This window comes from Bacillus sp. ISL-34 (genome assembly GCF_018613325.1).
In the GTDB taxonomy this organism is placed as follows: Bacteria; Bacillota; Bacilli; order Bacillales; family DSM-1321; genus Peribacillus.
In genome coordinates, this window is the sequence record NZ_JAGGQJ010000021.1 from 60,782 (window position 1) to 74,073 (window position 13,292).

The following is a 13,292-nucleotide window of genomic DNA, read 5'->3' on the forward strand; positions in this document are numbered from 1 at the left end:
AGATATGTTAATGACCTATTGAAAGTTATCCTTTATAAGAGGTGGTATTAGATGCCTTATGTGACAGTATTTGACCAAGGAACATTTGAAGTTGAAATGGGAAAAAAATTAGTATTAGCACTGGAAGATAACGGTATAAATATTCTACACCGATGCGGCGGGAAGGCTAAATGTACATCTTGCAGAGTTGAAATATTGGCAGGTGATTTCTTGGAGGTCACACATAAAGAAAAAAAGATCTTCGAGGAAAAAGGAATGGAAGATCATTTGCGTTTATCTTGTCAAATTTACGTGAGTGGAGACATAACCGTTCGGCCGATCAAGACAGTGGAAAACTCAGGAATTCCTGCTGGGCCAAGGCCTGCTGACTGAATAGTTTCATAAGTGTCGTAGTTTAATCAAAAAACATCAAAACGACTAAAAATAGATTTTCTAGTCGTTTTGATGTTTTTTTAAATCTTTATCCAAAAGAGCTACTTCTTTTCCATGACCGCAAAGTAATTATCTTCATTATCAGCAAAATTAAAAACTCTTCCAGTCGGCATATTTACAAGTTCTCCCACTTTGATATTCTTCTCTGAAAAGTCTTTATATAATTCATCAAGATTATCCGAGTAAAACATTAACGATGGTGTATCAAGATTTAATTCAGGCTGCATTTTAGCAATGAATTCCTTATTATGCAGGACGATACTCGTTTGTGCTTCCTTTGTTGGGGCTATTTCAATCCATCTTAGCCCTTGGCCGTTATCTTCTTCAGAAATTACGCTAAAACCGAATTTTTCCGTCCAAAATTTCAATGACTCGTCTTGGTTATTTACATATAACATAATTTGACCGACCTTATTAATCATTTGCTTCTCTCCCTTTCTGCTGGTTCTGTTATTAAAGGTATCCTTTATGTATGAGCATATTGTTGGTTGGAAATATATAACTAATTGAATCGTATAATAAATGCAAGATTTAATCAATATTTACCAAAATGAATTTTTCCGCTTTGGGGAGGGTTTTTGAAACCTGTAAAATTGAAATCTGTATGTGTCGAATTCCCTTCCAGACATTGCGTTACCACAGTTAATCGTACTAGAACTCTATCTCTCTTTTTGGAGTACATTTCCCCTTTATTGATTATCTAAGTGTTAATTATAAGTCTGCCCCGGCAGTTAATAAAAGCTATGCAATCTTTATATACAGAAATTTGCAGGACATTTCGATTTTTCCCAGAACTTCTATACAGAGTATTTCTCAAAGGAGAGTGAAATGGTGGTTCTATCAAAAGAGGGTTTGTTAAATATATTGGAAGGCAACAGAAGATTGACGATGCGGGTGGTTGAAGCTTTCCCTGAAGAGGAATTATTTCACTATACACCGGCCGGGAAGCTTCGCCCTTTCGCAGAGATGGTTAAAGAAATCATGAACATTGAGACTGGATATATGCGTGGAATTGCACTTAGTGTTTGGGAGTATCCAAATTCGTTTGCTGGAATTTCTACCAAAGAGGAACTCGTATCAGCATGCGAAGCAGTAAGGAATGATACCAGGAAATTGTGGGAGGAAATGACCGAGGAAATGCTTGGAGTGGTTGAAAAGGATCCTTTTTTCGGTCCCTCACAAAGCCACTTTGATAGACTTCAATATGCCTTGGAAAATGAGATCCATCATAGGGGACAGGGTTATATCTATCTTAGAACGCTCGGAATTGAACCACCGGAATTTTTCGTTAGGTAATAATGCATTATGTATTAAACTTGGAGCAATGAATTAGAAATAAGAAAATAGGAGTGAGATAAATGTCGGTTGATGCATACCTTAATTTTAATGGGAATTGTCGGGAAGCAGTAGAGTTCTACGCAGAGGTTTTTGGAACGGAACAACCAAATATCATGACCTTTGGGGAAACACCGCCTAACCCGGAATTTCCCCTTCCAGAAGAAGCGAAAGATTTAGTCATGCATACAAGGCTAAATATTAATGGAAGCAATATCATGTTTTCAGATACTTTTCCTGGTATGCCTTTTGTAGAAGGAAACAATATCAGCCTGGCATATGTCGGTAATGATTTGGATGGAATTAAATCGATCTTTAACAAACTAAGTGAAAGCGGCACGGTTGGTGTAGAGCTACAAGAAACATTCTGGAGTAAAATTTACGGTCAGTTAACCGATAAATTCGGAATCCAATGGCAATTTAACTTCGAGAGCTGAGAAAACGAAATATGGATATAGGACTTTTCACTTGTGAGAAGTTTCTATATCCTTTTGTATTTCCATCAACGTGAGGCAAGGATACTGTAATCAGCATAGGATTAAGGGAATTAGTTTAATGTTAGTAAAAAATGAATATACAAAACGGCCCCCTAGCCCTGATAATATAATTTTCTTGGTTCATGATAAATGATGTATAGTAATAAGTCCCTTCAAGATATTTAATCTGATCGAATAAATCGTATTTCCATGATAATAGGTTTAGTTATCGAAAACTGGCTAAACATGAAAACAATAAAGGAGAAAAAATCATGAAAAATAAAATTCAAAAAATCACAACCAACTTGTGGTTTGATACACAAGCTGAAGAGGCGGCAAAGTTCTACACTTCCATCTTCGGAAATTCTAAGATCGGAAGAATCACTCGCTATGGAAATGAAGGACATCAAATCCACGGGATGCCAGAGGGATCAGTGATGACCGTGGAATTTGAATTGGAAGGACAAGCATTCGTAGCATTAAATGGCGGTCCGCAATTCAAATTCACCTAGGCAATATCATTTATCATCAATTGCGAGGATCAAGAAGACTTGGATTATTACTGGGATAAACTCTCCGAAGACGGAGACGAAAAGGCGCAAGTGTGCGGTTGGCTGAAAGATCGATTTGGTGTGTCATGGCAAATTGTCCCTGCGAATCTAACCGAGATGGTAAACGACTCCGCCCCTGAAAAATCGGAAAGAGTTATGAAAGCGCTGCTCCAAATGAAGAAAATTGATATTAAAACTTTAAAGCAGGCGTTTATAGGATAGGTTCTTAAGAAACAACTATCTAGTAAGTTGTGTTCATTCCAGAAAAGAATACGATTTTAAGTAACTAAAGCATAGTTTCTCGATTGCAGGTATGAAATTAGGTTTTGATATTTGCATTTCTTTTACTGGCGATACCCCCTATTAGAAAAGAAAAAGTTTCTTAAGTATATTTGCATAAATGATCTAGATAGTTTTTAGAGGAGAAATAGAAACAATGGACAATATATTTACACTAGCACTTCAACGTGGCGATGAAATAATAGAAAGAAAAATCCGCTACGACTCCATAGTTGTAGAACATAACTGTTTGCTGTTGGAAGCACAAAAACAACATGCCGTGCTTTTTCATGAAATCATGGATTCGTTCACGATGAAGGCGAGTTCTATAAAATTAACCATTCCTATAGGCAGTTATACGATTGCTTATTATTGGAAAGACCGTCCTTATAATTTATACATTTGGAGAGATAACGAAGGGAATTATTTAGGATCTTATTTTAATATTGTGAGAAATACATATATGGCGGATAAGTTGGTATCCTTTGAGGATTTGATCATTGATATCCTGGTGCTTCCGGATGGGTCACATTTTATTTTAGACGAGGAAGAGTTACCTGTGCCATTAGAGCAATTTGAGAGTGGTTCAGTTAAACAAGCCCTTAAATCTTTACTTGATTCCATTGATATTCTTCTTTTCCAAATCATTTCAGAATCCGAAAAATTCTATAAACATAAAGACCTCCTTCCATGGTTGAACAACAAATGACATAGGTTTTGATTCTTTGAACTCCACAATAGTGAAAGCATTACCATGAACAAAAAGCCTACTTAATGAAGTAGGCTTTTTGTTTTCCCTCACTCAACATCAGCTTGAGCCGATATACTGTCGGCAAGCTCCTCAATGTTCTTAGATACCTTCGCACTGTATGAATAGTCACCGTAGCAATATGGGTATCGAAAATTATCTTTGTCTCCGCCGCAATCATAGAGCGTGGGGTTTTTTTCGACCTGAAGCATGGAGAACTTCTTCGCAAGCTCTTCATTATGCTTGCCCCCTTCATTCGCAACGAAATCTATATAACCAATTCCCATGTTATATGCTTGAAGGATCGTGGCAAAATCCACGCCCTTTTCATTGCCATATTCATTGATCCTCTTAAAATGTTTCACCCCATACTTAATGCTTTCCGTTGGATCTGTGATTGTATTTGGATCAAGCCCCGCTGACTCGGATGCCTGCATTGGGTCACCGCCCCGTCCTCGGCTTTCCTGCTGCATCAAAGCAATCAATGTCGAAGTATGCTCCTCAAGTCCGTATTTAGCCAACTCGTCTCGTAGAAGTGAACTATACTTTTTCACGTTCGCAAAAGAATCAAGCGTATTTACTGATGTGGAAACATTTTCGGAATAGGGGGTTTGCATGATCTCCTTTATGAGTAAAAACACGAAAATCAGGATAAAAATAACAAAAACTTTTTTTGATTTCTTACGTTTCTTCTTCACATTCTCTCTCCGTTATCTGTAAGTTAATATATTTATATCTTAACAAATAGTAAGAGTAATAACTATTTAGAATACCCATTTATAGTTCAAAAAAAATGAGGTTACCAGTAATTGAAATTAGTATTTCTTCTTCAACTCTTAACTAAGCAGCAAAGATCATATAAGGATTAGAGTCAATCAGTGCATATTATTACGGCAAATGAGACACCCTACTGGTTGGAGGTGATATGTATGGACAAGAAGGAAGTAAAAGAAGAAATCCTTGATGATAAAAAGAAAAAATATAGAAATGAGTTTGGGGCAGATCCAGATGAACAAGAAATGAATGGTCTGTATGGTATGTTGGAAACTGAATATGAAGATAAGCTTCACGATAAAGAAAAGTAACGATTGGTTTCTTGAATATATGTTTATATGGCGTTTTTCTATGTGTTCATATTCTAAAGGTGCGTATATAGTTTCATATGAACTGATTTTTGAATATGCAAAAAAACGAAAACCGAGAAATTTTCGTGTTTTCCAATTTGAATTCGTTTGGTCATTAACTAAAAGGATACGATTAAAAAGGGAGTGACCTATTATTGTCACTCCCTTTGTTCAATTAGTATTGTGAGGATTGTCCGCCATCAATCGGAATGACCACCCCGTTGATGAATTCTGATTCACCTGATAATAGGAAGGCGACTAAACGGCCGACCTCTTCAGGTTTACCAAAGCGTTTCTTAGGATTCACACTGACGAAATCCGCCATTGCCTCTTCCCAATTTTCTCCGCCAATTTGCCTGAATGAACCTTCCACCATCGCTGTTAAGATTACTCCTGGCCCAATGGCATTTATGCTGATTCCGTATTGACCATATTCTATGGCAGCTGTTTTTGTTAAGCCTGCTACAGCATGTTTACTTGCAACGTATGCAGCTTGGTTATAGATAGGGCCCCATGTGTACTTTTTAATCCACTAGCCTAGGTTTCGCTGGATCGCAGTTTGGCTTTTCTGTGTCTGTCGATTCAGCGAGTTTCGTTAAATAATAACATTCTTCACGCCACATATGATCTGCCATTAATGGCGAAAGAGTTCCAAGAGCCTGAGCACTGAGGTCAAGCTCCTCCAATTCAAGCAGAAAGTGCTGAAAGAATTTAATTTCCAATGTGACGTCCGCATTCATTTTTTCCAATGCTGGGAATTCTGACAGATTGGTTCGTAAAAATCCAGCCATTTCAACAGCTTTTAAATAAAAATCATTAAAATGTTTTTTATATTGGTCACTTTTCTCTTTTAATCTTTTTTTCAACTTCATCCATATTGGATGATATTGCACCTGCATGCCCTGCTGCATCTAACAGCCAAAGCAAATGATGATGAAGTTCATGAAAAACCGACGGCATTTGATTTGAATTGAAGTATTTCAATAATCTTAAATATTCTTCTAATTCGTTCACCATATGATTGATGAATGAAGGTGAAAGATGTATTTTAATTTTACCTACCAGATGCTCTTTTATAAGGTATAGCTTAAACTCCCGAAATCTTAATGCCTCTTCTTCAGCCATGGCAGTAAGTTGCGAAATCTCTTCCGAAATGGCTTTACCAAGGAGAGTATCAAAAATTTGAATGAATTCTGAGGCAATTTCAATGTTTTCCACTTCAACCGGAGCTAAAGACTCATGGATGAACCTGGCATGGTCTCCTAAGATTTGCAGCCAAAATCGATGCTCGAATCTTGCTGTTTTCTCCAAAAACTCGTTCATTTGCTCTCCCCCATAATTTAAAGTATAAGAAACTCACTTATAATTTATATTCCTAAACCTACAAACTTATTAATATAAATTATATGGGGCGTTCTATACCCGCACGATTGTTCTTTCACCAAGAAATTAATGTGATTTTGGAGTCGATTATTCCTTAACCTGATTATTACGCTTCAATTATCTGAAAAACCCAAACTTATATTGATATTGATTTAAACGTTCTGAAAGTGGTAAAATTTTCAATTAAAGTCCGGTAGGAGGAAGGTAGATTGTCAAAGGAAAAAATGAGTTACCTTGACTATACAATGGAGAAAATTCAGGGGGGAGAACTAGAATTAAGGGATGATAGAATGAAAAGCAAATGGAAAGCTGAAATAAGACCGTTCCTTCTTGCCCGTTATCCTGTTACTACGGATCTCTACTATGCTATTACAAATAAATCACCTAATTCTTTTGATCGGAATCTAAAACCTGTTGTGAATATTTCTTGGAATGATGCAATTTCTTTTTGTAATCTACTTTCACAGAAAGCTGGACTGGCAGAGTGTTCTAAAAATGGTAAAAACATTGTTTGTGATTGGGAATCAAGCGGTTCCTTCAGAAGCAGAGTGGCAATATGCATGTAAAGCCCGGACTGCTGGTTATAGATACGGACTTACAGTTTTAGTGAAGGATAACAGGGTCCTTAAACTATAAGGAACTTTATCATCCATTGATATGATAGCAGAAACCAACCTTGATCCTGCCTCAAAAAAAGAAATCATGGACTTTTATAATTTAAGAGAATTATTGACGCAATCCGAATGGTTAAAGGCCTTCCAACAAAACGGATTTACAGATTTAAAAATCTTGAGATCGAGTACCGTCTTAGAGGAATTAATGAATTCTTCAGCATCAAATAGCCCCATTCAGCCTTTGAATGAATCCTTGGAGCGAGTCAAGGACAAACATTACCGCCTCATTTTACCTTACGGAAACAGCCTCGGTTATAGAGTATACAGAGCAAGTAAAAAGTAATGCTCTAGCTTCAAAAATTGAGGGAAGAGCCATCGGAACGGGAGCAGCTCTATAATCGATTGCTCAACAAGATTCTCAAGGAAATAGTTCCTATTCGAGAGGGAAGGAAATATGAACGGACAATGTGTTCGAAAAACAGGCATCACATATACAAAAGGAAAAGCTTTTAATGCATAAAATAAAATGAAACAACTTTAAATCCGATTGAAGGGAGAAAAATTCTCTCTTTTCGTGCTGCCTTAAAATTTTTTCCTTCAATCGAAAAAAAACTATGAATCACATTCCAACTGTAATGTAATCCATAGTTCCTTAAGTTAATGACATTGATTACTTCGGAATCTACTCTTTTACTGTCAATTATATCTATGGGCTATATTCTTTTAATTTCTCCTCCTGCGAAAGAGCACTACGCGCTGAAAATACTTCTAAAGCATGCATGGCAAACCTCACGTTAAGATAAGTGATCGAGCCGCCACCAATCACACCAATTTTGAGGGTTTCCATGATTTCATCGATGGTTGCCCCGGCATTTAAGCAGCCTTCCATATGATAGCAAATGCATTCATCACAGCGGCTGACTATTGATATGGCTAATTCCATAATGGTGTACTTACCCTAACTGGCGTTTAAATGCTTTATTGGCGAAGAAGTAAGCGATGACCATGATGCCGACGCACCAGGCAAGCGCGATCCAGATATCGTTGCCAACAGACCCTTCATACAAAAGGGCACGAATCGCATTCACGATTGAAGTCACAGGCTGGTTCTCAGCGAACGCACGGACAATTTTAGGCATGGTTTCGGTGGGCACAAAGGCCGAACTGATGAACGGCAGGAAAATCAGCGGGTACGAGTAGGCTGTCGCCCCTTCCATAGACCCCGCTGTCAATCCGGGAATGACCGCCAGCCATGTCAGCGCCAGCGTAAACAGCCCGAGTATCCCAGCTACTGCTAGCCAATCCAGGATATCAGCGCTGGAACGGAAGCCCATTAAGAGCGCGACGAGGATAACCACCACGACAGTAAGCGCATTGGAAACAAGCGAGGTCAACACGTGAGCCCACAATACCGACGAGCGCTTGATGGGCATGGTAATGAAACGCGCCATCAGCCCGCTCTTTACATCCGTAAACAGCCGCACGGAAGTGTAAGCGACGCCGGATGCGATAGCCATCAGCAAGATTCCCGGCAATAAATAATTGACGTAGTTGTCCGTGCCTGACTCTATGGCGCCGCCAAATACGTAGACAAACAGCAGCAGCATCATAATCGGCGTAATCGCCACCGTGATGATTGTATCCGGGCTGCGCATGATGTTGCACATTAAACGCCCTAGTAATACCCCTGTTCTGCTTTTCATTTACAGCTCCTCCTTTTTGCCGATAATCGCGAGGAAAATTTCCTCCAATGTCGGCTGCTTCTCGATGTATTCCACTTTCGCTGGCGGGAACATCTCCTTGAGTTCGGTAAGGGTCCCGGTCGAGATGATTTTTCCGCCATGCAGGATGGCGATACGGTCGGCCAGTTGTTCGGCTTCCTCCAGGTACTGGGTCGTCAGCAAGATGGTCGTTCCGCCGCCGGCAAGCTCCTTGACGGTATCCCAGACTTCAATCCGCGCTTCGGGGTCAAGCCCTGTCGTCGGTTCGTCGAGAAAAATGACTGCTGGCGTCCCGATCAGGCTCATGGCGATGTCAAGCCGGCGCTTCATCCCGCCGGAATATTTGTCCGCCCGGCGGTTGGCCGCATCGGTCAGGCTGAATCTTGCAAGCAGATTGTCGGCGACTTGAGCGGGATTGGAAACTCCCCGCAACTTGGCGATCATCATCAGATTTTCCCGCCCGGTGAGCATGTCGTCTAAAGCTGCGAACTGCCCTGTCAGGCTGATGCTATGGCGAACATGATCCGGTTGACGCTGGACGTCAAAGCCGCAAATACCTACTTCGCCGCCATCGGCCTTCATCAACGTCGAGAGGATATTGACCGTCGTCGTCTTGCCCGCTCCATTTGAGCCCAGCAGTGCGAAAATTTCGCCACGCCTCACCTCAAAATCCACCCCCTTTAAGACTTCCTTGTCTTTAAAGGATTTTTTTAATCCTTTTACAGAAATCGCTGCATTGCTCATACTTTTTTCCTCCTTATAATAAGCGCAGCAAGGCCGCTTGCGAGCTCCGTAATTATCCGTTCGAGCGCCCTGCGGAGCTAGATTGCCTATCCTCTTCTATTTAGTCTGACTGATAATCAGTATGACTTATTACCGAGTTAAAATATAACTGAATAGCTAAGGTGGCAATTCACATTTGTAACCAGCTATTCAGTAGGCATTATCTATTGAATTTATTTTTTCCCAATCGCTTCATGATACTCTGATTCAAATCTTCACGATATTTGGCGACATAGGTTTTAGCGTTTGCCACTAGTTCGTCGGCAAAGGACGCCACGTCATCCCCAGTGATTTCCAGCACTTGTCTGCCTTCCGCCGCACCGGCTTCGAACAAATCGATTAATTCATACTGCATGTGCAGCATATCCATCCCGCTGCCCGCTGAGAAATTCCACATGTAGTTTTGAATTTTCTTGAATACAAACTGGTACTCCTCTGGTAGGGCTTCAACCCGTGCCATCATCATCTTGTACTCCCTTTTATCACCAATCATTTTTTTGAACATTTCCATCATGTTATTTTTCCTCCTTTTTTATAAAGCTGAACAAGACACGTACGGAATATCTTATGAAGCTAGATAGACTTTAAGACGTTGATTTTTGATGATACAAAATCCCATTTTTTCCAAAACAATTCAAGTTCCTGGCGGCCAGCCTCATTAAGTGAGTAAAACTTGCGGGGCGGCCCCATATCTGACGGTTTCTTTTCAATGTTCACCAGTTTCTTCTTTTCTAATCGCACGAGGATGGTGTAGACCGTCCCTTCCACGACTTCAGTAAACCCAAGCTCGTTCAGGCGGCGGGTAATCTCGTAGCCATAGGTTTCATGGCGGCTGATGATTTCCAGCACGCAGCCTTCCAGCGAACCCTTCAGCATTTCAGTTAAATTTTCCATGTTCAGAACCTCCCCTATTTTGTCTGACTTATATTCAGTATAACTTAGTACTAAGGGAAATTTTTACTGAATAGCTTTTGGGAAATCACGCTATTAAGTATTGCTTATTACAAGTACATTGTAACACCGAGTAGCGGGATTGTCAACTATTCCCTTAAAAATATTTTTGCAGCCTCACTATTAAGTGGTGTCGGTATCCAGTGTGACCTACTACTGGTATATCGTAACACGCAGTAGTTAGACTGTCAACTGGATTTTCTAAATCTTTTTAAAACCAGCTATCCTCATTGGATACAGCCGATTTTCTTTATGGAGCTTTTACTTCCTCCTATGCTTCTTTCACAATGATTACACCGCGGATCATTCCCAACCAGCAGCTGTACATGTAGGTTCCCGGTTTCTCTGGTGTGAAAACGATGAGGTTTTCTCCTACTTCCAAAGACTATTCCCGAAATGAAAGAAGAACTTCGTGATCTATGTTCTTAATATTCTTAGCAGGAAAGGAAATGTTTATTATGAGTTCCTGCAAGATGTGGGGACGTTTTTCTTTTTGGGTTCGGGAGCTTTAGTAATATAACTGAGGATTATTAATGTAACTCCTTCGCGTTCTTCACATTTCCACTATCGGGCGAGATTATGAAATAACACTTAGATTTAAACGAATTTATTGTTATATTTTTAAGTGAGGTGAAGTAATTTACATCAAAAATTAAATAAATTTATTGTCATTCTACAAATAAAAAACCTTGATTTTTTCTACACTAAGCAGAATAATCAAGGTTTTTACTTCCAAAAAATATCTTAGCCTATAAAATTCGTGTTTCTTTATTTTTTTGTATTTCGCAGATATGGAAATAAAAGCAAGCCTACTGCCCTTTTTTACACGTATCTCGGCTGAACCCCTAAAAGCGGCATATCCGGAAGTCCTACTTTTTACTAATCCCCAAACCGCCGAACTAAAACAACATCCAGCTTTCCTACATGAAAAACCCCGCTTCATCACTTTAAACGTGAGTGGCAGGGTTTCTAATTTAAGTGTAAATAAAATGAATATTTTGAGGCGGATTATACCTTCTCTGTTACTGCTGTGAATCGCTTTAAGAATGAGAGTATTTTTTGATAGACGGCAATTTCATTTTCTTTCTTGGAAAATCCATGTCCTTCATCTTCCAGAAGCATATAATCGACATCTCTTCCTTTATCCTTCAACGCTTGAACGATTTGATCTGATTCCTCCTTGACGACACGGGGATCATTCGCTCCTTGAATGACAAGCATTGGCTTTATCATGGATTCCAAATAGGTGATAGGCGAATGCTCGATTAGTTTTTCTTTATCTTTTTCGGGATTTCCTACCCACTGATCCATGACTGGCTTCCAGTCTTCTGGAACCGAATTGATAAATGAGAAGAGGTTGGATGGGCCGAAAATATCGACAACCGCCTTAAAATAATCCGCATGTCGACCGTGCAGCAAAAGTGCCATATACCCGCCGAAGCTTCCGCCCATCAATAGGATGTTACCTTTTTGTGCTTGCCCTTGGTCTATCAGCCAATCAAGGCCGGCTACATTATCAAGTCGTGGTCCATTTCCCCAATCTCCCTCTACCATTTTCATGAATTCCAATCCATAACCGGTAGAACCGCGGAAGTTTGGCGCAAAAATACTGTAGCCGTGATTCAGGAAAAATTGAAATGAAGCTCTAAAGGACTTCCGTTCTGCCGCTTGAGGTCCTCCGTGAGGCCAAAAAATGACTTCGCCATTGTCATTTTCCTTTTTTGCCCTAAAAAATAACGACTCGATCTCCAGGCCATCAAAGGAAGGGTATGTAATGATGTCCGGTTCAACCAGATCATTAGAATCGACGCCAGGAACAGTATATTTAGTTAAGGATTCCCACTCATCACCTGTATTTTTATAGATATTATGAGGCTTGGTTGCGCTCATGCCAAATAAGTAAAGAGTGCCTGATGCGGCAACCTCAAGCTTATTAATGACGCTGCACGGCACGGGGATATTTCTCCAATCTTCATTTTGTAGATTGAATTCATATAATTGATCCTCTACTCCCTTTTGACTGGTTATATATAAAAGTTGATTCTCTTTACTATATTTAATCGCAGTAAAACTCTCATTCTTCAATTCTTTAACTTTACTGAATTTGTTTGTTTCAAGGTTGTATGAAGCCAAATAGGTAAAGTCCGAATCATAATCAGTCAATAAATAAATCATCGAATCCGAAACAAAAACACCATCATTCACTGTATGTTGTTTCTCGGTGGGAGGAGTGAGCAGGATATCTTCGTTCCCTTTTTTTGCATAGAGAAGGGTATATGTATTAGCAAAGTGTTTATAGTAAAGTAAGGTTTCTTCATCAGGGCTGAAGCCAAATAAATAGGTCGCTGCATCCTTCCCTTCCAGTACCAGCGTTTCCTGTCCTGATTCTAAATCTAAACAATAGGCATTTAGAAAGGAAGGATTTCCTCTTGATGTCGTGTAATAAAGCTTTTTACTGTCATTTGATAATTTTGGCATGAAATTACGTGTATTTTCATGATGGACGATTTCCTTCATTGTCCCGCCATTCAAAGGAACCCCGTAAAACTGGGTATTTTCATTACCGTCTTGATCAAAACCAGCAATTATAAACCGGCTCTTCTTATCATAAATCAGTGCTTGGCAGCTTTGATCAATGGATGTAAGCGGATAAGGAAAGGAGTTTGGCAAATCCATTCCCCATAAATTATACTTGCCGCTCAAATTGGTACTGAAAACCAGATGTTTTTCATCTGGACTTACGGCAAAATCAGCAATGGAAAAAGTTCGTAAAAATTGCTCCACATCAGGTTTTGGAAAAGTGATCATCATTGGCAACCCCTCACGTTTATAGTATAAAGAAAAAATCCGTAATTAATTATACCATATTTTTCCTGGTTTATATAAGTAAATAGT

The 13,292-nt window shown here is 39.5% G+C and carries 14 protein-coding genes and 3 pseudogenes; 7 read left to right on the forward strand and 10 right to left on the reverse strand.

Annotation, left to right across the window (positions count from 1 at the left end):
* Positions 1-51: 51 nt before the first annotated feature.
* Positions 52-372: a 2Fe-2S iron-sulfur cluster-binding protein gene (locus J7E52_RS14785; protein WP_214747825.1), complete on the forward strand. Its 321-nt coding sequence runs from the start codon at positions 52-54 to the stop codon at positions 370-372.
* Positions 373-473: 101 nt separating this feature from the next.
* Here the strand turns inward: J7E52_RS14785 and J7E52_RS14790 are convergent, their stop codons facing one another.
* Positions 474-854: a VOC family protein gene (locus J7E52_RS14790; RefSeq protein ID WP_214747828.1), complete on the reverse strand. Its 381-nt coding sequence runs from the start codon at positions 852-854 to the stop codon at positions 474-476.
* A gap of 406 nt (positions 855-1,260) precedes the next feature.
* Between J7E52_RS14790 and J7E52_RS14795 the strand changes: the two genes are divergently transcribed.
* From J7E52_RS14795 to J7E52_RS14810, 4 genes and pseudogenes are all read left to right on the forward strand, one after another.
* Positions 1,261-1,728 carry a DinB family protein gene (locus tag J7E52_RS14795; protein WP_286197780.1) on the forward strand — a complete coding sequence of 156 codons (468 nt, stop codon included), beginning with the start codon at positions 1,261-1,263 and terminating at the stop codon, positions 1,726-1,728.
* Positions 1,729-1,790: 62 nt separating this feature from the next.
* Positions 1,791-2,204, forward strand: a complete 414-nt coding sequence (locus J7E52_RS14800) for a VOC family protein (protein WP_214747831.1) — start codon at positions 1,791-1,793, stop codon at positions 2,202-2,204.
* A 311-nt stretch (positions 2,205-2,515) separates the two neighbouring features.
* A pseudogene (locus J7E52_RS14805) lies at positions 2,516-3,016 on the forward strand (VOC family protein).
* A 214-nt stretch (positions 3,017-3,230) separates the two neighbouring features.
* Positions 3,231-3,782 carry a ribonuclease FAU-1 family protein gene (locus tag J7E52_RS14810; protein ID WP_214747835.1) on the forward strand — a complete coding sequence of 184 codons (552 nt, stop codon included), beginning with the start codon at positions 3,231-3,233 and terminating at the stop codon, positions 3,780-3,782.
* A gap of 89 nt (positions 3,783-3,871) precedes the next feature.
* Here the strand turns inward: J7E52_RS14810 and J7E52_RS14815 are convergent, their stop codons facing one another.
* Positions 3,872-4,519: a lysozyme family protein gene (locus tag J7E52_RS14815; RefSeq protein WP_309476892.1), complete on the reverse strand. Its 648-nt coding sequence runs from the start codon at positions 4,517-4,519 to the stop codon at positions 3,872-3,874.
* Between the two features lie 231 nt (positions 4,520-4,750).
* Here J7E52_RS14815 and J7E52_RS14820 point away from each other — a divergent pair, with 231 nt between their 5' ends.
* Positions 4,751-4,906, forward strand: a complete 156-nt coding sequence (locus tag J7E52_RS14820; RefSeq protein ID WP_214747838.1) for a DUF4021 domain-containing protein — start codon at positions 4,751-4,753, stop codon at positions 4,904-4,906.
* Between the two features lie 214 nt (positions 4,907-5,120).
* On the opposite strand, the gene J7E52_RS14825 is transcribed toward J7E52_RS14820, so the two are convergent.
* On the reverse strand, positions 5,121-5,474 hold the full coding sequence (locus J7E52_RS14825; RefSeq protein WP_214748110.1) for an SDR family oxidoreductase: 354 nt from the start codon (positions 5,472-5,474) through the stop codon (positions 5,121-5,123).
* Positions 5,470-6,268 (reverse strand): annotated as a pseudogene (locus J7E52_RS14830) (DUF2935 domain-containing protein). The gene J7E52_RS14825 and the pseudogene J7E52_RS14830 overlap by 5 nt, the downstream one beginning before the upstream one ends.
* Before the next feature lie 284 nt (positions 6,269-6,552).
* Here J7E52_RS14830 and J7E52_RS14835 point away from each other — a divergent pair.
* A pseudogene (locus J7E52_RS14835) lies at positions 6,553-6,922 on the forward strand (formylglycine-generating enzyme family protein); the annotation flags it as partial.
* A 726-nt stretch (positions 6,923-7,648) separates the two neighbouring features.
* Here the strand turns inward: J7E52_RS14835 and J7E52_RS14840 are convergent.
* The 6 genes from J7E52_RS14840 to J7E52_RS14865 form a co-directional block, all read right to left on the reverse strand.
* On the reverse strand, positions 7,649-7,885 hold the full coding sequence (locus J7E52_RS14840) for a carboxymuconolactone decarboxylase family protein (protein ID WP_214747841.1): 237 nt from the start codon (positions 7,883-7,885) through the stop codon (positions 7,649-7,651).
* Positions 7,886-7,895: 10 nt separating this feature from the next.
* Positions 7,896-8,645: an ABC transporter permease gene (locus tag J7E52_RS14845; protein WP_214747844.1), complete on the reverse strand. Its 750-nt coding sequence runs from the start codon at positions 8,643-8,645 to the stop codon at positions 7,896-7,898.
* A complete protein-coding gene (locus J7E52_RS14850; RefSeq protein ID WP_214747847.1) occupies positions 8,646-9,407 on the reverse strand; it encodes an ABC transporter ATP-binding protein in 762 nt (253 codons plus the stop codon). It lies immediately after the preceding gene.
* A gap of 199 nt (positions 9,408-9,606) precedes the next feature.
* Positions 9,607-9,960, reverse strand: a complete 354-nt coding sequence (locus J7E52_RS14855) for a DUF1048 domain-containing protein (protein WP_214747850.1) — start codon at positions 9,958-9,960, stop codon at positions 9,607-9,609.
* 59 nt (positions 9,961-10,019) lie between these two features.
* Positions 10,020-10,340, reverse strand: coding sequence for a PadR family transcriptional regulator (locus J7E52_RS14860; RefSeq protein ID WP_016131412.1), 321 nt, complete (start codon positions 10,338-10,340; stop codon positions 10,020-10,022).
* Between the two features lie 1,065 nt (positions 10,341-11,405).
* Positions 11,406-13,205, reverse strand: coding sequence for a S9 family peptidase (locus J7E52_RS14865; RefSeq protein WP_214748113.1), 1,800 nt, complete (start codon positions 13,203-13,205; stop codon positions 11,406-11,408).
* Positions 13,206-13,292: the final 87 nt, after the last annotated feature.